This window comes from Pseudomonas sp. Xaverov 83, from assembly GCF_019352905.1.
In the GTDB taxonomy this organism is placed as follows: Bacteria; Pseudomonadota; Gammaproteobacteria; order Pseudomonadales; family Pseudomonadaceae; genus Aquipseudomonas; species Aquipseudomonas yamanorum.
Genome location: NZ_JAAAFU010000083.1, coordinates 1 through 23,917, shown reverse-complemented (window position 1 = coordinate 23,917; position 23,917 = coordinate 1). Strand labels below are relative to the sequence as shown.

Below are 23,917 nucleotides of genomic sequence, written 5' to 3'. Positions count from 1 at the left end.
GGTGGTGGTGCGGGTGAGGGCCAGCTGAAAAATGTTCATGGGCCGATCATGCTGGCGGTGGCGTTTGGCTGTCAACGCGTCAGCCGAGGTTTTTTTCCGGGATCAGCAGATTTCTGGCAGCTTCCAGGAATTCATCAGACAGGCCGCTGCCTTTAGTCGCACGGGCCAGGGTGATGGCACCGACCATCATTGCGTACTGGGCCATGGCAGCCTGCCGGTCACCTTCGGGGCTCCCGGTGGCCTGGGTGGCGCCCAGGATCCCCATCGACTCTTCGAGACCGCGGATGAAAGTGCGCTGCAATGCGCTGTCGGCAGCTTCGTGGCACATTTCCCCGGCGAAGGCCGCCACCGGGCAACTGTCTCCGGGGTTATCACGATTGGCTGCCGTGAGGTAGGGATCAATCAATGCCAGGCGGGCGGTCTCGGGATCCGGACTTTGCTCGACCCTGGCCTGCCAGCGCAGGCGCGACTGTTCGAACGCTCGGTTGCAGGCTTCGGTGGCCAGCGCCTCGCGGGACTCGAAGTGCCCGTAGAAACCGCCATGGGTCAGCCCGGCAGCCGCCATCACGTCCGACACGCTGATGCCATGGATGCCCCGCTCACGAAACAGCCGCGTGGCGGCCTCGACGATGATTTCGCGATTGAGTTCGGCTTGTTTGCGGGACACGCGTGGCATCGATGACTCTCTGGATCAGGTGGTGGCAGGGATGGGCGGCATCATAAAACGTTTAACTGGCGTACTGCGCTATCCCGTTGCCGAACGACCAGTTTTCCTTCTTGACCTCCACCAGGCTGATAAACACGTCCTCTAGGCGCACCGCCAGTTCACGGTTCAAGCTCTCGGCGATGGTCTTGTACAACAGCTTTTTCTGCTCGGTGCTGCGGCCTTCGTTCAGGGTGATCTGGATAATCACCAGGTTGTCACTGCGCTGGATGCCCAGGTACTCGGGGTCATAGATGAAGTGGTGTTCATCGTGCTCGGTGAGGATCTGGAAATTGTCGTGTTCAGGCACGCCAATGGCCGTGTGCATGGCGTTGTAGATCAGCACGCCGACGCGCTTGGCGTAGGTGACGTCGGGGTTTTTCCGAAGGTCGATGCGCACGATGGGCATGGCGGTGATTCCAGTGAGGGGCGTGGCATTGAAAATACATGACAGCCGGAATTTATAAAATAGATTTTTAACGAAATCTAAAAAATACTGCTCATCAAACCTCTCCAATCATCTGCTGCGCACAACCATTCCTCAGCTAAGTCTTTGCTTCTTCAAGCGAATCCCGGACAATCGCGCCCCTGTTTCGGTCGTGGCGCTGCCTGTCAGGTTTTTCTGACTCGTCCCGACTGAGTGAATGCGGAGATCCGAACGGATGAATGATCAGGCCAATAGCGTCGACGAACGCTACGCAACGACACCTGCAACCCTCACAAGCTGGAGCCGCCAGGACACCACCTGGATGCTCGGCCTGTTCGGTACGGCCATCGGCGCCGGCACCTTGTTCCTGCCGATCAACGCGGGCCTTGGCGGTTTCTGGCCGTTGGTGATCCTCGCGCTGCTGGCGTTCCCGATGACGTTTTTCGCGCACCGTGGCCTGACCCGCTTTGTACTCTCGGGCCGTGAAGGCTCGGACATCACCGACGTGGTCGAGGAACACTTCGGCCTCAAGGCCGGTGCCGCGATCACCTTGCTGTACTTCTTCGCGATCTTCCCGATCCTGCTGATCTACAGCGTGGCGCTGACCAACACCGTCGGCAGCTTCATGGAGCATCAACTGCACATCGCGCCGCCGCCGCGGGCGATCCTGTCGCTGGTGCTGATCCTCGGCCTGCTGGCCGTGGTGCGTTGCGGCGAGCAGGTGATCGTCAAGGCCATGAGCCTGATGGTGTATCCGTTTATCGTTGCCTTGCTGTTCCTCGCCGTGTACCTGGTGCCGCACTGGAACGGCGGCATCCTCAGCACCGCGAGTACCGTGCCGGCCCCGTCGGCGCTGCTGCACACCCTGTGGCTGGCGATTCCGGTGATGGTGTTCTCGTTCAACCACTCGCCGATCATCTCGGCCTTTGCGGTGGACCAGAAGCGCCAGTACGGTGAACACGCCGAGGAACGCAGCTCGCAGATCCTGTCGCGGGCGCACATCCTGATGGTGGTGATGGTGCTGTTCTTCGTGTTCAGCTGCGTCCTGACCCTGTCGCCGGCCCAACTGGCCGAAGCCAAGGCGCAGAACCTGTCGATCCTGTCGTACCTGGCGAACCACTTCAGCAACCCGACCATCGAATTCGCCGCGCCGCTGATTGCGTTTGTGGCGATTGCCAAGTCGTTCCTGGGCCACTACATCGGCGCCAGCGAAGGCCTCAAGGGCCTGGTGCTCAAAAGCGGTCGCCGCCCGGCTGCCAAGACCCTGGACCGCATGACGGCCGCCTTCATGCTGGTGGTGTGCTGGATCGTCGCTACCCTTAACCCGAGCATCCTCGGCATGATCGAGACCCTGGGCGGGCCGATCATTGCGTCGATCCTGTTCCTGATGCCGATGTACGCGATCCGCAAGGTGCCGGCGATGGCCAAGTACCGTGGCCAGGCGTCCAACGTGTTTGTGACGGCGGTCGGCCTGGTGGCGATCACCGCGTTGATTTACTCGCTGATGTCCTGATACGCAGGTCGTTGTGAGCAAGGCCGACTCGCCCATCAGGTGAGTCGGCCTTTTTTGTGCCTGCAAACCCTAAGGGGCTGATAAGTATCAACGCCAGGCAGGCAATCACGGCTAAGCTTGTCGCGGGTGTCTGACAGGGCACGTCGAATTCTTACCTGGAGGTTGTCATGGCTCGCGCCCGCCCGCAGTTGATCACCGGCAAGCTGGAAAAGCTGCACCCCACCCAATTGACGGTGGGCCTCGCCGAGGTCGCGACCAAGCGCGACGCCTGGAAAAAGCTCAAGCGCAAGGAGCGCGCGGCTGCACTCGACCAGCACTGGTTTCCCTGTGTGATTGGGCCGGACGAGCGTTACTACATCACCGACCATCATCACTTCGGCCTGGCGTTGTTGCAGGAAGAGGTCAAGAGCGTGTCGTTGCTGGTGCTCAAGGACCTGTCGTTTGTCGAGCGCACTACGTTCTGGAACGTCATGACCTTCAACCAATGGGTACATCCTTATGATGCGCGGGGTATTCGTCGCTCCTACGACGCGATTCCCCGACGGATTACGGAACTGCAGGACGATCCCTACCGCAGCCTTGCGGGCCTGCTGCGTACCGCTGGCGGCTACGCCAAGGACGCCGCGCCTTTCAGCGAGTTTCTCTGGGCCGACTTTTTCCGCAGCCGCATTGGCAGCGACCTGATCGGCGACCTGAGCCCCAAGTTGATGGGCAAGGCCATGACCCTGGCCCGCAGCCAGGAAGCCCGTTACTTGCCAGGATGGGTAGGCCCGATTGACCACTGAAACCCGACAGAACCGCGTCCAGGATTTGTTGGCCGGCCTGTCTATCGCCGGCTTGCTGCTGCCCGAGGCCGTGGCCTATTCCAGCATCGCGGCATTGCCGCCCCAGGCAGGGGTGATCGCCTTGTTCGCCGGGTTGCTGTGCTACGGCCTGTTCGGCACCAGCCGCTTCGCGATTGTCTCCGCCACGTCATCCTCGGCGGCGGTGCTGGCGGCCGCTACGGCGACGTTGGCCGGGGGCGACCCGGCACTCAGGCTGAGCCTGGCAATGGGCCTGGTATTGGTGACCGGGGCGTTTTTCCTGTTGGCCGGGTTGCTCAAGCTGGGCGGGTTGACCTCGTTTATCGCCAAGCCCGTGTTGCGTGGCTTTGCCTTTGGCCTGGCGCTGACCATCATCCTCAAGCAGTTGGCCAGCGTGGTGGGGGTGCACCTGACCGATAACAACCTGATTCGCTTTCTGCCCCAACTCCTGGAGCAACTGCCGCGCTGGAACTGGGCCGCCGCTGCCGTAGCGGGTGTCGCGTTGCTCCTGCTCTGGCTATGCGCGCGAATCAAGCGTCTGCCGGGCGGACTACTGGTGGTGATCCTCGGGATTGCCGCCGGCCAGTGGCTGGATCTGCAGGCCCATGGCGTGGCGTTGATCGGTGTGATCGACCTGCGCCTGGAGTTCGCGCACCTTCCGGTGTTGCCGTTCGCCGACTGGCTGCGCCTGGGGGAATTGGCGTTTGCCATGGTGATGATTCTTTACGCCGAGTCCTACGGCTCCATCAGCTCGTTCGCCCTCAAGCACGGTGATCGCGTGTCATCCAACCGTGACTTGCTGGCGCTGGGGACGGCCAACCTGTTGTCCGGGCTGTTCCAGGGCATGCCCACTGGCGCCGGTTATTCCGCGACGTCGGCCAACGAGGCGGCGGGAGCCAACTCCCGGCTGGCGGGCGCCGTGGCGGCATTGGTGGTGTTGGCGATCGTACTGACAGTGCTGCCCCTGGTGGCATTGACGCCGGAGCCGGTGCTTGCCGCCATCGTCATTTATGCCTTGGGCCGTGGCTTGAGCCTGCAGCCCCTGGGCCGCTATTTCTCCTGGCGGCGCGACCGGTTGCTAGTGATTTGCGCGGTAGCGGCGGTGTTGGTGCTCGGCGTGCTGGATGGCCTGCTGGTGGCGGTCGGGATCAGCGTGGTGTTGATGTTGCGCCAGATGTCGTCGGCGGATGTCCGCGAGTTGGGGCGCATTGACGGTGGGCATGATTTTGTCGACTTGCTGCATCACCCGAGCGCCGAACGGATTTCCGGTGTGCTGATCGTTCGACCCAGTGAGGCGCTGTTCTTCGCGAATGCCGAGCGGGTGCTGGGGGCGGTGTTGAGCCTGATGCGGCACGCTACGTTACCGGTGCACACGGTGGTGCTCAGCCTGGAAGAATCACCGGACCTGGACGGCACCAGTATCGAGGCATTGCAGGCGTTTTTCGTACAAGTGCAAGGGGAGGGCAAGTGCCTGGTGCTGGCCCGCGTACGCCATGAGGCGCAGGAGGTGTTGCAGACATTGCCAGAGGCGTGTGCACCGCAGGTGCTGATCAGTGGGTTGAGTGTTGATGGTGCGGTGCAACTCGCATTGCAGCCCGCCGCCTGAATGCAAAAAGCCCCGACGGGTCGGGGCTTTTTATTGGCGCGAGGCTTAACGGCGGCGGAACAATGGCAACGGTTCATCCGTCGCGGCCTGGTACGTCACCGAGAAATCCTTGAGGCTTTCCAGCGCTTCATACGGGTCTTTGTCTGCGCGCAAGGCGAAGGCATCGAACCCGCAGCGGCGCAGGTAGAACAACTGGTCGCGCAGCACATCGCCAATCGCCCGCAGCTCGCCTTTGTAACCATAACGGTCACGCAGCAGGCGGGCGTTGGAGTAGTTGCGACCGTCGGTGAAGGCCGGGAAGTTCAGGGCAATGACCTGGAAGTGCTCCACGTCCTCACCGATCTCTTCGGCTTCTTCATCGGCGTCCAGCCACACGCCCAGGCCGCCGTCGCGGGCCTTGAGGGCGTGAGCGTGCTCGCGCCACAGGGCCAGCGGCACGATCAGGTCGTCGCAGTTGGAGATGCCATCGAAGCTCGCGTCCTTGGGCAGCAGGTGCCAGGTTTCGTCGACGACTTCGTTGTTCTTAATGATTCGCTGCATAGACGCGCTCCTTGAACAGGTCAATGCCGATGCGCTGGTAGGTGTCGATGAAACGCTCATCTTCGGTGCGCTGTTCAACGTATACGTCGATCAGCTTGCCGATCACGTCAGGCATGGCTTCCTGGGCGAAGGACGGGCCGAGGATCTTGCCCAGGCTCGCATCGCGGCTGGCGCTGCCGCCCAGGGACACTTGGTAGAATTCTTCGCCTTTCTTGTCCACGCCCAGGATGCCGATGTGGCCGACGTGGTGGTGACCACAGGCGTTCATGCAACCGGAGATGTTCAGGTCCAGTTCGCCGATGTCGAACAGGTAATCCAGGTCGTCGAAACGGCGCTGGATCGATTCGGCAATCGGGATCGACTTGGCGTTGGCCAGGGAGCAGAAATCGCCGCCCGGGCAGCAGATGATGTCGGTCAGCAGGCCGATGTTCGGCGTGGCAAAACCCTGCTCGCGCAGCTCGCCCCACAGGGTGAACAGTTGGGACTGTTCAACGTCGGCGAGGATGATGTTCTGCTCGTGGGAGGTGCGCAGTTGGCCGAAGCTGTAGCGCTCGGCGAGGTCGGCGACGCCATCCAGTTGTTTGTCGGTGATGTCACCCGGTGCAACACCGGTAGGTTTCAGCGACAGGGTCACGGCCACATAGCCCGGCTTTTTGTGGGCCAGGGTGTTGCGGGTGCGCCAGCGGGCGAAACCCGGGTGCTGCTGGTCAAGCTCGGCCAACGCGGCGTCCTGATTGCTCAGGACCTTGTAGTCCGGGTCGACGAAGTGTTTGGCAACGCGGTGTACTTCGGCTTCGGTCAGGGTGGTCTGGCCGCCGCGCAGGTGTTCCATCTCGGCGTCGACCTTCTGGGCAAACACCTCAGGGGTCAGCGCTTTTACCAGGATCTTGATCCGGGCCTTGTACTTGTTGTCACGACGGCCATAACGGTTGTAGACCCGCAGGATCGCGTCGAGGTAGCTCAACAGGTCCTGCCACGGCAGGAATTCGTTGATGAACGCGCCGACCACCGGCGTACGGCCGAGGCCACCGCCGACGAGCACACGGAAGCCCAACTCGCCAGCGGCGTTATGCACTGGCTCCAGGCCGATATCGTGCACTTCGATGGCGGCGCGGTCCGAGGTCGAGCCATTGATGGCGATCTTGAACTTGCGCGGCAGGTAGGCGAATTCCGGGTGGAAGGTGGTCCATTGACGGACGATCTCACACCATGGGCGCGGGTCGATCAGCTCGTCAGCGGCAACGCCGGCGAATTGGTCGGTGGTCACGTTGCGCAGGCAGTTACCACTGGTCTGAATGGCGTGCATCTGCACGGTGGCCAATTCAGCCAGGATGTCCGGCACGTCTTCCAGGGCCGGCCAGTTGAACTGCACGTTCTGGCGGGTACTGATGTGGGCGTAGCCCTTGTCGAAGTCGCGGGCAATCTTGGCCATCATGCGCGTCTGACGGGAAGTCAGTTGGCCATAAGGCACGGCAACCCGCAGCATCGGCGCAAAGCGCTGAACATAAAGGCCATTTTGCAGGCGCAGAGGGCGGAACTCTTCTTCGCTCAGTTCACCTGCCAGATAGCGTCGGGTCTGATCACGGAACTGCTTGACGCGGTCCTCGATGATGCGCTGATCGTATTCGTCGTATACGTACATATAGGTCCTGTTCTCGGCAAATCTGCGCGCACGGCCGCGCACTCCCAACGGAGCCGGCGCACGATACCAGTTTGCGTTTATGCGCAAAAGTGATGTTTGAGTATATGCAAATAACCAAATCGCCTAATGAGAACGGTTATCGTGATACCCACATTTGTCATGCGGGCAATCATGATCTTTACTGTGCTCGTGTCTTTGTGCAATCACCTATAAAACCGACAAGAGGCGATGCTATGAGCAATCCGACCAAAGCCCGCAAAAGTGACAGCAGTGTCGATGCCTGGGCCATTCTGTTCTTGATTATTCTGGTGGTTTCCACTGCCGTGTTCTGGGTCAGTCATCAATAAAGGGTGTTACCCGAGCTGAGTTGTCCGACAATCGGCAATTAACCGAGATTGAGCGGCCCCATGCCATTATCATGGGTCGTCATTCCGAAGGGCTCAGGCAACAATGTTGAAGGTTCTCTGCAAGTGCTTGCTGGTGCTGAGCATGCCGTTCTGGGCCATCGCCCAGGCGACGTCGGTGGTGTTTCTCAACCCTGGCAATTCGACCGAGACCTTCTGGGTCAGCTACGCGCAATTCATGCAGGCCGCCGCCAGGGACCTCGGCCTGGATTTGCGTGTGCGCTATTCCGAGCGCAACCCTGAGGCCACGCTGGTGCAGGCTCGTGAAGCCCTGCAAGGCAGCGAGCGTCCGGACTACCTGGTGCTGGTCAACGAGCAGTACATCGCCCCACAGATCTTGCGCCTGTCCCAAGGCAGCGGGGTCAAGCTGCTGATCGTCAACAACGCGCTGACCGCGGATCAGACTCAACTGCTGGACGCGGGCAAATACCCCAACTGGATCGGCAGCATGGTCGCCGACGACGAGCAGGCGGGCTACTTGATGCTCACCCAGTTGTTGCGCCTGCATGGGCCTGTCGCCCCCGACCAAACCCTCGACCTGATCGCGTTCTCCGGAGCCAAGACCACTCCCGCCGCCCAACTGCGCGAGCAAGGTTTGCAGCGCGCCCTGGCGGATCATCCAGAGGTGCGCCTGCGCCAGTTGGTGTATGGCGAGTGGAGCCGCCAGCGCGCTTTCGACCAGGCCACGCAGTTATTCAAACGCTACCCGCAGACCGCACTGGTGTGGTCGGCCAACGATGAAATGGCGCTGGGGGCAATGGATGCACTCACAGGCAGTGGCCGCACGCCGGGCACGGACGTGTTGTTCAGCGCGGTCAACAGTTCGCCAGAAGCGTTGCAGGCACGCCTTGAGGGACGCCTGAGTGTGCTGGTGGCCGGGCATTTCACCCTTGGCGGTTGGGCGATGGTGGTGCTGCATGACGATGCCCGGGGGCTGGGCATGGCGCAGTACGGTGGGCGCGAGCGTAAGCTCGGGCTCTTTCGATTGATTGATCCGCCACAAGCCACGCGCCTTTTAGAGATGCAGGGGCGCGAGGACTACGGCGTCGATTTTCGCGCGCTGTCAGCCCAGGGCAAGCCCGCCACCTATCGCTACCCGTTCAGCCTGCAACTGCTGATGCCTTGACCGGGTTCAAACACCGGCCAAGTGCAGCACCAGCTTGACGATGCCAAACAGGGTCAAGGCAAACACAGCGGTAAACACAATACCCAGGATGACAAAGTGGCTGGGCTTGCCATGGGTAAAGTCGCGGGCGCGATTCTTCCCGCTCTGCACCCCGAAGGCGGCTGCCATCACGCTGTGAAGCATCTGCCAGAAAGTCGGCGGCTTGTTGTTGGAATCGTCCATAAAGGCCTCGCGGTAGGGATCAAACCCATGGATGAGGATAGCCAAGTTCCCGCAAAACATCGGCTGTAGCTATCTACCGCCCTGGCGGTTGGCCCGTTCGCTGTACTGGGACTCCTTAACAGAGTCATCAGGAACGAGCGCATGCCTACCTTACCCGCCCCGGCAGAACAGGGGCTACACACCGCATTGATCAAGAACAGCTTGCCCGGCTGGATTGCCCGCAGCGCGGCTGCGGACATCCGGCGCTTGAAGCCGGGCCTGCTGCCCGGGCGCGTCTCCGAGGATGCACCACCTGCCTGGCTCAGTAACGCGCCTGCGGGGCTGCGCCAGGCATTCGCCGACAGCCAGCTGGCCAGTCGACGCGCCCATGAACGACTGGCCAAGACTCTCGACGGCCTCAAGGGCATCACCGAGTTCGCCCAGCCGCTGCTGGAAGAGGCCTGGCGCAACCGGTTCGGTGAGGTACCGGACGTCCACCAACACCAGTTGCACTACCTGCGCTACCGCGAGGTGCCGCAACAGCATTCGCTGTTGCAGGCGGCATTGCTCAACTTTGAAGGCAATGAAGACTTTGCCGATATTGCCCTTGAGCAAACCAGCGCGCTGGCCCCCGAAGGGGCTTTGTTCACCGAGTACTACGGTGAAATATTGCCCGACCATTCACGCCGCGCCCGCTATCGCTACCGTGAAAAGCTCGCCATCACCCCGGACCAGTTTGCCGCACTCTGCCGCCAGCTGAACCTGGGCCAGCAATACCAGGCGCATTTGCAACAAGTGTTCGAGGACGCGGGCACCAAGGCCGTGGTGCGGGAGCGGATGATCGACGCGCAAAAGAAACTGCTGGCCGTCAGGCTGCACACGGCGCGGATGAAGAGCGAAATCAGCGACAGTGCCTATGCCATGCTCAACGCCTTGCTGGCCGGTACCGAACGGCCGCAGTGGGATGGCAAGCCTGTCGCCTGCAGCCAATTGGCGATTCTCGGCTGCAAGGTGGGTGAAGTCGTGCTGATCGGGCCGGGCGTCGGCGCGATCGCAGAGGCGCGGCAGCAGTTGGGCCTGGCCACCGCATTGTTGCCCGGCGCCTCGCTCGGGGACTTGCTGGTCCCTGCCGCGGCCGACCAACGGCTGGTGGCCTGGATCCCCGGTGCGCCGTTGTACCCGCTCAAGGAATACCCGTCGATGAAGGCGTTCGAGGCGGACCTGGCAACTCAACTGCGCTCGCCAGCCTATCAACGGCTGTTCGCCAGCTTGGTGCCGCAAGGCGAGGCGCCTGCTTTCCTGCAGCGGCTGAAAACCAAGCTGTTTACCTATAAGTGGAATTCCAGAGGTTACAAGGAGCAGGTCTACGACACGCACATCGACCTGAACCGCCGCGAAACCTTGATCAGTGGCGAGCTGTTCGGAGCGCTCTATGACAACCACCTGCAACGTCTGAAAGATAACGCCAGAACGCTCGCCGTACCCACCGCCGAGGCGGATCGCAAGGCTGCCCAGGAACGCCACGAACATTGGCTGAGTATTGGTTTGAATGTGTTGAACGTGGCGGCCTTTGTCGTGCCTGGCCTGGGGGAGGTGATGCTGGCGGTCACGGCGGTGCAGCTGGGCCTGGAGGTCTACCATGGCATCGAGTCGTGGAAGGAAGGCGACATGGATGCCGCCTGGGGGCATTTGGAATCGGTGGCGCTGAACGTGGCATTCATGGCCGCCCTCGGCGGATCGACGGCCCTGGCCAGCCGCGCGCCGAAGATCCAGGTGTCCCGATGGGTGGATGGCCTGGTACCGGTCAAACTGCCCAGCGGTGAGGCCCGCCTCTGGAAGCCGGACCTGGCGCCGTACCGCAGCGAAGTCGTGCTGGACCCGGCCCTCAAGCCCAATGCCCAGGGCCAGTACGAGACAGGCGGCAAGATTTACGTGCGTATCGGTGAAAACCTGCATGAAAAAGGCTTCGACAGCCGAATCCGCAAGTGGCGGATCAAACACCCGGATAATCCCGAGGCTTATCAACCGATCCTTGAACACAACAACGCCGGTGCCTGGCGGCATGCGCATGAGCAGCCTTTCAAATGGGACCGCCTGACCCTGTTACGACGACTGGGGCCTGCCACTGAAGAATTCTCTGATACGACCCTGGGTATTATCGGGGATATCAGTGGGGTCCAGGATCACGTGTTACGCAAGACGTATATCGAAGGCAGGCCGCTGCCCGCCTTGCTGGCCGATACCCTTGAGCAGTTCCGCAGCCAGCCAGTGGCGGATACGGCGCCGCTGGCTGGCGAAGAGGCGGTGCTGCAACGGCGCTTCCCCGGGTTGTCGAGGCGAGCCATCCGGGAAATCCTTGATACCGCCAGCGAACAGGAGCGCTTGCAACTGCGCAGTCAGCGCGGGACCTCGGCGCGCCTGGATAACGCCGCTCGCCGTGCGGTGCAACAAGGTCGCCTGAGCCGTGCCCTGAGGGGGTTGCATCGTCAGGCTGACGCTGGCGTCGACACTGACCGCCTGGCCCTGCACTGCCTGCAACACTTGCCGGGATGGCCGACTAACCTGCGCCTGGAAGTGCGGTTTCAAGCTATCGAAGGTCCATTGCTGGACAGCATTGGTCCGCAAGATGCCCCGCTGCGCAGATACCTGGTCAAGCAGGGCGAAACCTTCCAGGCCTACGACGAGCGCGGTGTCGCGCTGAACAGCCGGACCACTGGACGGCGCAATTTCTTCCAATCGGTCGTGCATGCGATCCCCGCTGCGGCACGACCTGGCTTGGGGATGCCCTTGCCGACCCTGGACCGGGAACTGCAACAAGCGGTGGCCGGTTATGCCACCCGCCGCCGTAGCCAAATGTTCAATGTGCTCGGCCTGCGCGCACCGCGTTCGCGACCCGTGTTGACGGGGGCGGGGGGCGTCCTGGGTTACCCTTTGAGCGGTCGGGGCAAAGGCTTTGAAGTGGATGCATCGCTGACGGCGAGGGTGCAGGCGCTCTATCCCAACCTCAACGGCGGACAGGCCAGCCAGTTCGTCCTGAGCCGATTGCAGGCCGGTGAAAGCGCCCAGCAGGTCTTCACCCTGTTGGGAAACCGCCAACGTGAGTTTGACCTGTTGCAGGAAGAACTTGATCAGTGGACCGCCGCTGCTGCCGGGCAGGCGGGCGGGGCCAGCCAGCAACAACGGGCAGCGGCCGACATCATCGGTTGCTGGCGCCAGGGCATTTACCGCGAGCTGCCTCCCCTGAGCACCCTGTCGCTGGGCAGCGTGACGGACCTTCCGCGGCTGAGCGCAGACTTTTCCCATGTGCACTCGCTGAGTGTGCGAGCCGAGGTGTTATCGGGTGAGCAGGGTGCAAGGCTGGCTGAGCAGTTTTCCCGCGTGCAACGCCTTGATGTGCTCCTTGAGGCAACGCCAGGCATTGAGTTGGTCGGCGGACTGAACCGCTTTACCGGGCTTACCCAGTTGACATTAAGCGGCCGGGATATGGCCTATCCCGCGGCGTTCATGCAGCGCCTGGGGGGAATGGAGCGTTTGCAGAACCTGACAATCGAGGGCGTTTCGCAAAGCCTGGACGTCAGCGCCCTCACGCACTTGCGCGTGCTGCGCATGGAGGGCTCGGTGCAGGAGTGGCCACAGGGGGTGACGTCACTTGAGCACCTTGAGAGGCTCGACCTGTGGCGAACAAACATTCGCTCGGTGCCCACCTCGATGCTCGCCGGGCATGACCGCCTGTGGCGCGGTTTGAACCTCAGGTGGGCCGCGTTTGAGCGCCGGGAATTTATGGCGGTGTACGAACATGTGCGGGGTAATCCGGCGCACCTGCTCAATGAACAAACCCTGGCGGAGGGGTACTGTGAGGGTGTGATGGACCGGCTGAAAAATGTGCGCTGGGGATTTGGCGTAGACGTCGTGTTGCAGTTACGGCAGCAGGGCATGAGCGTTGAGCAGATGCTGGCCCGCACCCATCAGTTGCTGGACGAACAGCTTTCCTTGAGCCAGGACCTGGAGGCTTGGGCAGCCCGGGAACTGCGGGTTGACCGGCGACAGGTGGACGCTTTTTACCGCCAGCGCGCCGCCGAGCGGCTCCTGGATTGTTGGCGCGAAGGCCTGGGGCCGCGTTTTGCGCTGTCGGGCCGATCGGCCCGTTCCAATCTTTCGAATACCACGCTGAACCTGTCAGGTGGCGTGCTCGGCGACTTGCCGAGATTACCGGCGCCGGCGTTCGCCCATGTGAAGCAGGTAAACCTGAGTGGCACCCAGATTTCCATTGAGACGCTGAACGACTTTCTCGGTGCATTCCGCGCCATTGAAGAGTTGAACCTCAGTAGCGGCAACCTGGCGCAGTTGCCTTCGGCGCTGGATGACTTCACCGCCCTGCGTCAGTTGGATCTTTCCCACAACCAACTGAACGTCACCCCGGCCATCCAGCAACGCTTGAGCCGCCTGACCACCCTTGAAACGCTGGACTTGCAATACAATCGCGTGATGAGCCTGGATGTGCGTGGCCTCAACGCCTTGCGCCGCTTGAACCTCAGCCACACCGGTATCACGGACTGGCCACTGGGCGTGCTGGACTTGCCCGTGCTGGAAAGCCTTGACCTGAGCTACAGCGCAATCACCCGCGTGCCGCCCCAGGCACTCACCGGCCACGACGCACTGATGCTCAAGAGCAACCTGCGGGGTTGCCGACTTACCCCAAGAACTTGCGCCGACATCCAGGTCTTTGCGCAACGCACGTTCCGTGAAAACCCATTGGGGGTTGACGTTGAGTTACTGCCGCTGGTGGGGCCGAATATCTACCTGCACAAGCCATTGGGCATTCCTCAAACGCAGTTGAGCATCGGCAGGACCGGCGGCGATCCGGAATATTTCCCGGTCCGGGTGACGGACGACCCCGGCCAGTTGCTGTTGCCGCTGCAGGTCGAGAACGTCGGCGCGCAAGCGCGCCTCACCCCGGCAGCACGCCTGCAACAGTTGGACCCTTCACTTGGCAGTGCCGAGGCGGTGGAGCGCATCGTGGAATGGCAAGCCGCCGGGCTCGGCGCCACCGCCATCGACACGCGCCTGGTGCAGCTACACAGCGAACATCAGCGCTTGAGCAGGGCGTTGAACAGTTGGATCGACATCGAGGGTTATCGCGAAAGTGGTGGCTGGGTCAGTGCCATCAACCGTCGGCGCGCGGCCGACAGGATTCTTCAGAGCTGGCGCCACAACTTGCGTGCCCGGCCCGAGTTGCCGCCGGTGGACGGGCGCGAGGTACTGGACCTGTCCGGGCTGTATGTGGGCGACCTGCCGGCGTTGCCTGCGTCAATGAGCCACGTCAGCGTGCTCGACCTCACTGAGGTGAAGCTGACGGAGCAGGGTTCCAATGGGTTCCTGGGCAGTTTTCCTCACCTGCGTTGGCTTATGCTCAATAAAAACGGCCTGGCGCACCTGCCGGAGGTGATCAACCGATACACGGCGCTGACTCACCTCGAAGCCACCTACAATGATTTGCGCGACGCCGTGGAGCTACAGACACTGCTTGGTCCGTTAACTGCACTGGAATGGCTCGACCTTGGCGAGAACACCCTGGCCAACCTGGACGTCAGCGGCCTGCACGGGCTGACAAACCTGGACCTGCACAATAACGTCCTGGAGGAGTGGCCGACGGGGGTATTGGAACTGCCCCGACTGCGCACACTCGATCTCAGCAATAACCAGATCGAGACCATCCCGGACGATGCCCTGTTGCCTCGGCACAACCTCCTGATGAGCAACACCAACGTGACGGACAACGGGCTGGAAGAGCGCGCGTTCGAGCGGTTGAGCGAGTTCCTGGATGAAACGGGTTTTGGCCTGGGTTATACCCGGGAGCAAATTAATGACCAACTCGATGTCTTCCTGCGCAATGCCAGTCGCGAGGAAGCGGAGCTGAGCGGTGAGCTGCATCCGGAGCTGCTGACGCCCGAGGCACAGAAAGCCCAATGGTTTTCTGGCGTGGCGGCCGATTCCAGCAAACACGCGGTCTGGGAGTCGCTCAAGAGCGCTGACGACAGTGAGGATTTCTTCTACATCATTTCCCAGCTGAAAAACGCCCAGGACTTCATCACCGACCGCCCTGAGTTGACGCGCCGGGTATGGGAGGTGCTGGAGGCTGCCGAGCAACGTCCGGCGTTGCGCGAGCAACTGTTCGGCAAGGCTCGCGGCATGCGGATCAATGCGACCTGCGGTGACGGCTGGATCCTGCTGTTCAGCGACCTTGAAGTCAGTGCCTATGAGTTCAAGGCCCTGGAAACCGTGGAGCCCGGGAAAGAAGGCGCGGCGCTGTTCAAGCTGGCCAGAAGCATGATCCGCCTGGAACAGACTGAAGCCACCGCCAGCCGCGTGATCAGCCTCAAGCCCAGTGTTGACCCGGCGGAAATTCGCCTGGCCTATCGCATCGGCCTGGCCCAACGCCTGGAGTTGCCGCGCCAGCCGTCCGGCATGCTGTACCGCAACCTTTCCCAAGTGAAACAGGCCGATATCGACCAGGCCTACGCCAGCATCATCGCGAGGGAGGTGACCGAGGCGTTCACCGACGATCTGATCGCGCGCCAGTACTGGGTCGATTACTTGCAGAAGCAATACGCGACCGACTTTACGACGCTGGCACAAGCCCAGGCCCTCAAGGCTGAAGCCCTTGAGGATCGTTATCCGGAGTTTGGTGCGCAGTACGAGGCAGAAGCCGTGGTATTGGCCAGGCAAAGGACTGATCAACGCCAGGCCCTGCTGATTCGCCTGTCCGTACAGGAGAGAGCGACGCTGGGGCTATAAGACGCAGCGTGGCAGGCCCGGAAGCGGGCCTGCCGCGTATCAGTTGTCGTAACCCAGGTTCGGCGCCAGCCAGCGTTCGGTCACGCTCAGGTCCTGGTCCTTGCGGGCGGTGTAGCTGGCGACTTGGTCCTTGTCGATCTTGCCCACCGCGAAGTACTGCGCCTGCGGGTGAGCGAAGTACCAGCCGCTGACGGCCGCTGCAGGGAACATCGCGTAGTGCTCGGTCAGGAACACGCCGCTGCGGCCCGCGTGCATCTCGCGGGCTTCAGGGTCCAGCAATTGGAACAACTGGGCTTTCTCGGTGTGATCCGGGCACGCCGGGTAACCCGGGGCAGGGCGGATGCCGCTGTACAGCTCCTTGATCAGCGCGTCGTTATCCAGCACTTCGTCCTTGGCGTAGCCCCAGTGCTCTTTACGCACCTGCTGGTGCAGCCACTCGGCGCAAGCCTCGGCCAGGCGGTCGGCCAGGGCCTTGACCATGATCGAGTTGTAGTCGTCGCCGGCGTCCTGATAAGCCTTCGCCACTTCTTCAGCGCCGATGCCGGCGGTGGTAATGAAGCCACCGATGTAGTCGGTCACGCCGCTGTCTTTAGGCGCGACGAAGTCGGCCAGGGAGAAGTTCGGCTTGCCGTCGGTCTTGATGATCTGCTGGCGCAGGTGGTGCAGCTTGGCAATCGGCTGGCCATCGTCGCCGTAGACTTCCAGGTCATCGTCCTGCACCTGGTTGGTCGGCCAGAAACCGAACACGGCGCGGGCGCTGATGAGTTTTTCATCGATCAGCTTCTTGAGCATTTCCTGTGCGTCGGCGTACAGCGCCGTCGCCGCTTCACCCACCACTTCGTCAGTGAGGATGCGCGGAAATTTGCCGGCCAGGTCCCAGGAAATAAAGAACGGTGTCCAGTCGATGTACTCGGCCAGGACGTTGAGGTCGATATTGTCCAGCACCTTGGCGCCGGTAAACGTCGGCTTGACCGGGGCGTAGGTACTCCAGTCGAACTGTGGCTTCTTGGCGATGGCGGCCGGGTAGCTCAGGCGCTCGGTGCGGGCGCTGCGGTTGGAGGTGCGCTCGCGCACGTCGATGTATTCCAGGCGGGTTTTCTCGACGAACGCCGGCTTCAATTCCTTGGACAGCAACTGCGTCGCCACGCCCACGGCGCGGGAGGCGTCGGTGACGTAGATCACCGCGTCATTGCTGTATTTGGGCTCGATCTTCACCGCCGTGTGGGCCTTGGAAGTGGTGGCGCCACCGATCATCAGCGGCAGGTGGAAATCCTGGCGCTGCATCTCGCGGGCGACGTGCACCATCTCGTCCAGGGACGGGGTGATCAGCCCGGACAGGCCGATGATGTCGCACTTCTGTTCCTTGGCCACTTGCAGGATTTTCTCGGCCGGGACCATCACGCCCAGGTCGACGATGTCATAGCCGTTGCAACCCAGCACCACGCCGACAATGTTCTTGCCGATGTCGTGCACGTCGCCCTTCACCGTGGCCATCAGGATCTTGCCCTTGGCTTCCGGCTTGTCGCCTTTTTCCAGCTCGATGAACGGAATCAAGTGGGCCACGGCTTGCTTCATCACCCGGGCGGATTTCACCACCTGGGGCAGGAACATTTTGCCGGCGCCAAACAGGTCGCCGACGATGTTCATGCCGGACATCAGCGGGCCTTCGATCACCTCGATCGGGCGCGCGAACGACTGCCGGGATTCCTCGGTGTCTTCGACGATGTGGGTGGTGATGCCCTTGACCAGCGCGTGTTCCAGGCGCTTGTTCACCGGCCAGCCGCGCCACTCTTCAGTCTCGGCTTCCTTGACGCTGCCGTCGCCCTTGTACTTGTCGGCAATGGCGAGGAGGGCGTCGGTGCCTTCCGGAGTGCGGTTAAGCACCACGTCTTCTACCGCGTCACGCAGCTCGGCTGGGATCTGGTCGTAGATCTCCAGCTGGCCGGCGTTGACGATACCCATCGTCAGGCCGTTGCGGATCGCGTACAGCAGGAACACCGAGTGGATCGCTTCACGCACCGGGTTGTTGCCACGGAACGAGAACGACACGTTGGACACGCCGCCGGAAGTCAGCGCATACGGCAGCTCGTCGCGGATGTAGGCACAGGCATTGATGAAGTCGACGGCGTAGTTGTTGTGCTCTTCGATACCGGTGGCGACCGCGAAGATGTTCGGGTCGAAGATGATGTCTTCCGGCGGGAAGCCGACTTCATTCACCAGGATGTCGTAGGAGCGTTTGCAGATTTCTTTCTTGCGCGCTTCGGTGTCGGCCTGACCGGCTTCGTCGAACGCCATCACCACCACCGCCGCGCCGTAACGCTTGCACAGCTTGGCGTGGTGAATGAACTGCTCCACGCCTTCCTTCATGCTGATGGAGTTGACGATGCCCTTGCCCTGGATGCACTTGAGGCCGGCCTCGATCACTTCCCACTTGGAGGAGTCGATCATGATCGGTACGCGGGAGATGTCCGGCTCGCCGGCAATCAGGTTGAGGAAGGTCACCATGGCCTTCTTCGAATCCAGCATGCCTTCGTCCATGTTGATGTCGATCACCTGGGCGCCGGCTTCCACCTGCTGCAGGGCGACTTCCAGGGCTTCGGTGTAGTTGTCTTCACGGATCAAACGGGCGAAGCGGGCGGAACCGGTGATGTTGGTGCGTTCGCCGACGTTGACGAACAACGAGCTGCGATCGATGGTGAACGGTTCCAGGCCCGACAGGCGGCAGGCCTTCGGAATGTCCGGGATCGGGCGCGGTGCGTAACCGGCCACGGCCTTGGCGATGGCCTCAATGTGGCCCGGCGTGGTGCCGCAGCAACCACCGACGATGTTCAGGAAGCCGCTCTGGGCGAATTCTTCGATGACCTTCGCCGTTTCCGACGGCAGTTCGTCATACTCGCCGAATTCGTTGGGCAGGCCGGCGTTCGGGTGCGCGGAAACGTGGGTGTTGGCCTTGTTCGACAGCTCTTCCAGGTACGGACGCAACTCGCTCGCACCCAGTGCGCAGTTCAGGCCCACGGACAGCGGCTTGGCGTGGCTGACCGAGTTCCAGAACGCTTCGGTGGTCTGGCCCGACAGGGTACGGCCGGAGGCGTCGGTGATGGTGCCGGAGATCATGATCGGCAGTTCGACGTTCAGTTCCTCGAACACGCCCTGTACGGCGAAGATCGCAGCCTTGGCGTTGAGGGTGTCGAAAATGGTTTCGATCAGGATCAGGTCGGCGCCGCCCTCGATCAGGCCCTTGGTGGCTTCGGTGTAGTTTTCCACCAGCTCATCGAAGGTCACGTTGCGGTAGCCGGGGTTGTTCACATCGGGCGACAGCGAGCAGGTACGGCTGGTCGGGCCGAGCACGCCGGCGACGAAACGCGGCTTGGCCGGGTTTTCCAGGGTCTTGGCGTCGGCGATCTTGCGCGCCAGGCGCGCGCCTTCTACGTTTAATTCGTAGGCCAGGTCTTCCATGCCGTAATCGGCCATGGAAATGCGCGTGGCGTTGAAGGTGTTGGTTTCCAGGATGTCGGCGCCGGCATCCAGGTAGGCTTTTTCGATGCCGCCGATCACGTCCGGACGGGTGATCACCAGCAGGTCGTTATTGCCCTTGACGTCGCTCGGCCAGTCGGCGAAGCGTTTGCCACGGTAGTCTTGCTCTTCCAGCTTATAGCTCTGGATCATCGTGCCCATGCCGCCGTCGAGGATCAGGATGCGTTCCTTGAGGGCTTGGTGGAGGGCTTGCAGACGAGCGCTACGATCGGGCATGGGACTACTCTGGTCAGGTATTACGGAGGGCGAAGATCATAACAAACCTGTGCGCTTTTAGAGCATGTGCCGGGTTTGCATGAATATCGCTCATGTTGTCGGGGGTGTTACATCGGTAGAATCGCCAGGTTTTTCACCGTACGCATTGAATCGGGACCGGGAACATGTCACTTCGCCTCATCGTCAGCGCCGTTTTTTCGCTGGTCGCTATTACCGCACAGGCAGAAGGTCCCGCCTCGGCGATCTCTTATACCCGTGATATTCAGCCGATCTTCACCGAGAAGTGCGTGGCCTGCCACGCCTGCTATGACTCGGCCTGCCAGCTCAACCTGGGCAGTGCCGAAGGCGCCGCACGTGGCGCGACCAAAGTGCCGGTATATGACGGCGAACGCAGCCAGGCCAGCCAACCGACGCGTTTGTTTTATGACGCCTCCGGCAAGGCCGCCTGGCAGCAAAAGGGTTTCTACTCGGTACTCGATGCCCAGGGCAGCCAGGCCGCACTGATGGCGCGCATGCTGGAACTGGGACATACCGCGCCGCTTGCGCCCAACGCCAAGCTGCCCGACGACATCGTGCTGGGCCTGAACCGCGAAAACACCTGCCCGATGCCGGGGGAGTTCAACGCCTACGCAGGTAACCACCCGAAGGAAGGCATGCCCCTGGCCGTCACCGGCCTGACCGACCAGCAGTACCAGACCCTGCAACGCTGGCTGGCCTCCGGCGCACCTATCGACGAACAAGGCCTGGCCCCAAGTGCCAAGGAAGCTTTGCAGGTGCAGCAGTGGGAAAACCTGTTCAATCAGCCCGGCGCCCGGGAAAGCCTGGTGGCGCGCTGGTTGTTCGAGCACCTGTTCCTCGCCCACATCTACTTTGAAGGCGGCGAGCCGGGGCATTTCTTCCAGTGGGTACGCTCGCGCACCCCGAGCGGGCAGCCGATCGACCTGATCAACACCCGTCGCCCCAACGACGACCCAGGTACCCAGGTGTATTACCGCCTTTGGCCGGTGCAGGGGGTGATCGTGCACAAGACCCACATCACCTATCCGTTCAGCGCCGAGAAAATGGCCCGGATCAAGTCGCTGTTCTACACCGATGACTGGCAGGTGAACGCGTTGCCGGGCTACGGACCGGGCCGGCGGGCCAACCCGTTCGAGACCTTCGAGGCGATTCCGGCCAAGGCGCGCTACCAGTTCATGCTGGATAACGCCGAATACTTCGTGCGTACCTTTATTCGCGGGCCGGTCTGCCGGGGCCAGATCGCCACGGATGTGATCCGCGACAACTTCTGGACTCTGTTCCAGGACCCTGACCACGACCTGTACATCACCGATGCCCGCTACCGCGGCCAGGCCACGCCGTTGCTGGCGATGCCGGGGCAGATTGATGATGTGGGCAGCGTGCTCAGCCTGTGGCTTAAATACCGCGACAAGCGCAACGAATACGAAGCGCTGCGCCGAGACAGCTATGCCGACCTGCCGCCGCCGAGCTGGGCTTCCCTGTGGGCGGGCAACGATAACGCCTTGCTGAGCATCTTCCGCCACTTTGACAGCGCCTCGGTGACCAAGGGGTTGATTGGCGAAGTACCGCAAACGATGTGGTTGTTCGACTATCCGCTGCTGGAGCGCACCTATTACCAGTTGGCGGTGAATTTCGATGTGTTCGGCAACGTTTCCCATCAAGCCCAGACGCGCTTGTATTTCGACCTGATCCGCAACGGCGCCGAACAGAACTTCCTGCGCTTGATGCCGGCGGACTCGCGGGATGACTTCCTCGACGATTGGTACCAGAACAGCGGCAAGGTCAAGCTGTGGATGGACTATGAAGCCATCGACGATGACAAGCCCACGGGCCTCAAGCTCGATGAAAAGGACCCCAAGCGCGACTTCGCCAACCAGTTGCTGGCCCGTTATGGCGACCTGAACGCGAGCCCGGACCCGATCAACCGTTGCATCAGCGCCTATTGCTCGCGTCCCGGCATCGACCCGGCGCTGCAGGACGCCGAACAGGCCCTGAGCCGCCTGACCAACCGCCCGGCGGCGGGGCTCAAGGTGATCGACCTGTTGCCGGAAGCGACCATGCTGCGCATCGAAACCCGCAGCGGCAAACGTGAGATGTACAGCCTGTTGCGCAACCGCGCCCATAGCAACGTGGCCTTTATGCTCGGTGAGGCCTATCGGTATCAGCCGGGCCTGGACACCGTGACCATTTACCCCGGGGTGCTGAGCAGCTATCCGAACTTCATGTTCAACATCCCGGCGGAGCAGGTGCCGGCGTTTGTGGCTGCCATGGAGAACGCCAAGGACGCCAATCGCTTCGAGAAGATTGTCGACCGTTGGGGCATCCGCCGCAGCCATCCGCAGTTCTGGCAGTACTTCCACGACCTGTCGCAGTACCTCCACGAAACCACGCCGCTGGAAGAGGGCGTGCTGGACATGAATCGCTACGAGAATCTTTGATCGACCTTTGACCGTCGACGGCTGTCCCAAGCCATAGGCACCTGAATAACCGGTGTCGAGGGTTGGGAGAGCGGGTCGACGATGTTGATTTCAGTACAGGCACTGCGCGCCCTGGCGGCCTGGACCGTGGTGGGTCATCACTTCATGCAGATTTTCTTTGGTTTCCAGGCTGATTCGGCGCTGGGGCATCTGTTTGTCGACAAGGGCGCGGCGGGCGTGGATGTGTTCTTCGTGATTAGTGGTCTGGTGATCTTCCTTTCCACCGAGAACAAACAGCTGCCGCCCTGGCGATTCCTGGTGTATCGCTTATTGCGGATCGTGCCGGCGTACTGGTTCTACACGCTATTGATGGCGCTGCTGGTGGTGTTTGCGCGGCCGGTGTTGCCGGACCAGAGTGTCGATGCGGCCCATGTGTTGATGTCCTTGCTGTTCATACCCTCCGAAAATCCCGGCGGTTATGGGGTGTATCCGACGTTGAATGTCGGTTGGACCCTGAACTACGAAATGCTCTTCTACGTGCTGTTTGCCTGGGCGCTGCTGTTTCGCCGGCAGTGGCGGGTACTGGTGGTGGGCGCATTGTTGTTCGCGGTGTGCCAGGCGTGGACGTCGTTTGGCTGGATCAGCGACTTCTATCGTTCGGACATCGTGTACGAGTTCTTGCTCGGGATTGGCATCGGCATGCTGTATCGCAAGGGCTGGATTCGCCCCGGCCTGTGGCTGCCCCTGGCGGGTATTGCCGGTGCGTTGCTGGCGATTTATCACTGGCCGGCATCACCTCGCGCCCTGACCTGGGGCTTGCCGAGTGCGGTGCTGGTGGTGGCCTGTATCTCGATGGAACGCTATTTCGAGCGCAGCCGCCTGCTCAAGGTGATGGGGGATTGTTCTTATTCGGTCTATCTGATGCACGTGCTGGTGTTGTCCGCCGGCGGTTTTGTCGCCCAGCGTTACGGGGTGAATGCCTACGTGATGCTCGGCGTATGCGTGGTGCTGATCGCCCTTGGGTCGCTGGCCAGCTATCACTGGTTGGAAAAGGGCAGTTATCGTCGGCTCAAAGGCTGGTTCGATGGCGACGAACGGTTGGTGCTTTCCCGACAAAAATACTAGGACTTTGTACCTCGGTAATAATTTGGCGTAAACTGCCGGCAAGCCTGCGAGGAGTTTCCATGACCGCTATTACCATTACCGACGCCGCCCACGATTACCTGGCTGATCTGCTGTCGAAGCAGAACACCCCGGGCATCGGGATCCGCGTCTTTATCACCCAGCCCGGCACCCAGTACGCGGAGACGTGCATTGCCTACTGCAAGCCGGGAGAAGAAAAACCTGAAGATACGGCGTTGGGGCTGAAAAGCTTCACGGCGTATATCGATGCGTTCAGTGAAGCGTTCCTTGACGATGCGGTGGTTGATTACGCCACTGATCGTATGGGTGGCCAGCTGACCATCAAGGCGCCGAACGCCAAGGTGCCGAACGTTAATGCGGATAGCCCGATTAACGAGCGTATCAACTATTACCTGCAGACCGAGATCAATCCCGGGCTGGCCAGCCACGGTGGTCAGGTGAGCCTGATTGATGTGGTGGATGATGGTATTGCTGTGTTGAAGTTTGGTGGCGGTTGCCAGGGCTGTGGCCAGGCGGACGTGACCTTGCGTGAGGGGATTGAGCGTACGCTGCTTGAGCGGGTTCCGGAGCTCAAGGGTGTGCGGGATGTGACTGACCATACGCAGAAAGAAAACGCCTACTACTAAGGGTGTTTGTTGCGGATGTGGGAAAACGGCGCCTCGTGAGCGCCGTTTTTTATTTTGAATCAGCGGGTTGCGTGGTGTTTGTGAGATTTTAGGTTGGGGGTTTGTGTACATATCCGTTGCTGCGGTAACGGCCACTTAGGGTTCCGCTCTTACAGCGGGTCACTTTTGGCAAACGCCCCAAAAGTAACCAAAAGGTCTTTGCC

Annotated in this window: 14 protein-coding genes; 8 read left to right on the top strand and 6 right to left on the bottom strand. The window is 61.5% G+C overall.

Going from position 1 to position 23,917, the window contains the following annotated elements; all coding sequences use genetic code 11:
- Positions 1-79 precede the first annotated feature (79 nt).
- Positions 80-676: a TetR/AcrR family transcriptional regulator gene (locus K0H47_RS27445; RefSeq protein ID WP_219273929.1), complete on the bottom strand. Its 597-nt coding sequence runs from the start codon at positions 674-676 to the stop codon at positions 80-82.
- 52 nt (positions 677-728) lie between these two features.
- Positions 729-1,112 carry a tautomerase family protein gene (locus K0H47_RS27440; RefSeq protein WP_063029436.1) on the bottom strand — a complete coding sequence of 128 codons (384 nt, stop codon included), beginning with the start codon at positions 1,110-1,112 and terminating at the stop codon, positions 729-731.
- 253 nt (positions 1,113-1,365) lie between these two features.
- Here K0H47_RS27440 and K0H47_RS27435 point away from each other — a divergent pair, with 253 nt between their 5' ends.
- The 3 genes from K0H47_RS27435 (at position 1,366) to K0H47_RS27425 (ending at position 5,052) form a co-directional block, all read left to right on the top strand.
- Positions 1,366-2,643, top strand: coding sequence for a serine/threonine transporter (locus K0H47_RS27435; protein WP_008433015.1), 1,278 nt, complete (start codon positions 1,366-1,368; stop codon positions 2,641-2,643).
- 167 nt (positions 2,644-2,810) lie between these two features.
- Positions 2,811-3,428, top strand: coding sequence for a ParB-like protein (locus tag K0H47_RS27430; protein ID WP_201140283.1), 618 nt, complete (start codon positions 2,811-2,813; stop codon positions 3,426-3,428).
- On the top strand, positions 3,418-5,052 hold the full coding sequence (locus K0H47_RS27425) for a SulP family inorganic anion transporter (RefSeq protein WP_218263502.1): 1,635 nt from the start codon (positions 3,418-3,420) through the stop codon (positions 5,050-5,052). The genes K0H47_RS27430 and K0H47_RS27425 overlap by 11 nt, the downstream gene beginning before the upstream one ends.
- Positions 5,053-5,097: 45 nt before the next feature.
- On the opposite strand, the gene K0H47_RS27420 is transcribed toward K0H47_RS27425, so the two are convergent.
- Both K0H47_RS27420 and K0H47_RS27415 read right to left on the bottom strand, forming a co-directional pair.
- Positions 5,098-5,592 (bottom strand): DUF934 domain-containing protein, encoded by a 495-nt coding sequence (locus K0H47_RS27420; protein ID WP_063029443.1) that lies wholly within the window; start codon positions 5,590-5,592, stop codon positions 5,098-5,100.
- Positions 5,576-7,234, bottom strand: coding sequence for a nitrite/sulfite reductase (locus K0H47_RS27415; protein WP_063029445.1), 1,659 nt, complete (start codon positions 7,232-7,234; stop codon positions 5,576-5,578). The genes K0H47_RS27420 and K0H47_RS27415 overlap by 17 nt, the downstream gene beginning before the upstream one ends.
- Before the next feature lie 450 nt (positions 7,235-7,684).
- On the opposite strand from K0H47_RS27415, the gene K0H47_RS27410 reads away from it, so the two are divergent.
- On the top strand, positions 7,685-8,764 hold the full coding sequence (locus K0H47_RS27410; protein ID WP_093209220.1) for an ABC transporter substrate-binding protein: 1,080 nt from the start codon (positions 7,685-7,687) through the stop codon (positions 8,762-8,764).
- A gap of 6 nt (positions 8,765-8,770) precedes the next feature.
- Here K0H47_RS27410 and K0H47_RS27405 read toward each other — a convergent pair whose 3' ends face one another.
- Positions 8,771-8,986 (bottom strand): DUF2970 domain-containing protein, encoded by a 216-nt coding sequence (locus tag K0H47_RS27405; protein WP_008432997.1) that lies wholly within the window; start codon positions 8,984-8,986, stop codon positions 8,771-8,773.
- A 141-nt stretch (positions 8,987-9,127) separates the two neighbouring features.
- On the opposite strand from K0H47_RS27405, the gene K0H47_RS27400 reads away from it, so the two are divergent.
- On the top strand, positions 9,128-15,760 hold the full coding sequence (locus tag K0H47_RS27400) for an NEL-type E3 ubiquitin ligase domain-containing protein (protein WP_257626756.1): 6,633 nt from the start codon (positions 9,128-9,130) through the stop codon (positions 15,758-15,760).
- 39 nt (positions 15,761-15,799) lie between these two features.
- Here K0H47_RS27400 and metH read toward each other — a convergent pair whose 3' ends face one another.
- On the bottom strand, positions 15,800-19,510 hold the full coding sequence (gene metH, locus K0H47_RS27395) for a methionine synthase (RefSeq protein WP_219273928.1): 3,711 nt from the start codon (positions 19,508-19,510) through the stop codon (positions 15,800-15,802).
- Between the two features lie 164 nt (positions 19,511-19,674).
- Here metH and K0H47_RS27390 point away from each other — a divergent pair, with 164 nt between their 5' ends.
- The 3 genes from K0H47_RS27390 (at position 19,675) to nfuA (ending at position 23,714) form a co-directional block, all read left to right on the top strand.
- Complete coding sequence (locus tag K0H47_RS27390) at positions 19,675-21,966, top strand: fatty acid cis/trans isomerase (RefSeq protein ID WP_219273927.1); 2,292 nt, start codon at positions 19,675-19,677, stop codon at positions 21,964-21,966.
- Positions 21,967-22,047: 81 nt separating this feature from the next.
- Positions 22,048-23,070, top strand: coding sequence for an acyltransferase (locus K0H47_RS27385; RefSeq protein ID WP_177026419.1), 1,023 nt, complete (start codon positions 22,048-22,050; stop codon positions 23,068-23,070).
- Positions 23,071-23,129: 59 nt separating this feature from the next.
- A complete protein-coding gene (gene nfuA, locus K0H47_RS27380) occupies positions 23,130-23,714 on the top strand; it encodes a Fe-S biogenesis protein NfuA (RefSeq protein WP_003210817.1) in 585 nt (194 codons plus the stop codon).
- The last annotated feature ends 203 nt before the right edge of the window (positions 23,715-23,917 follow it).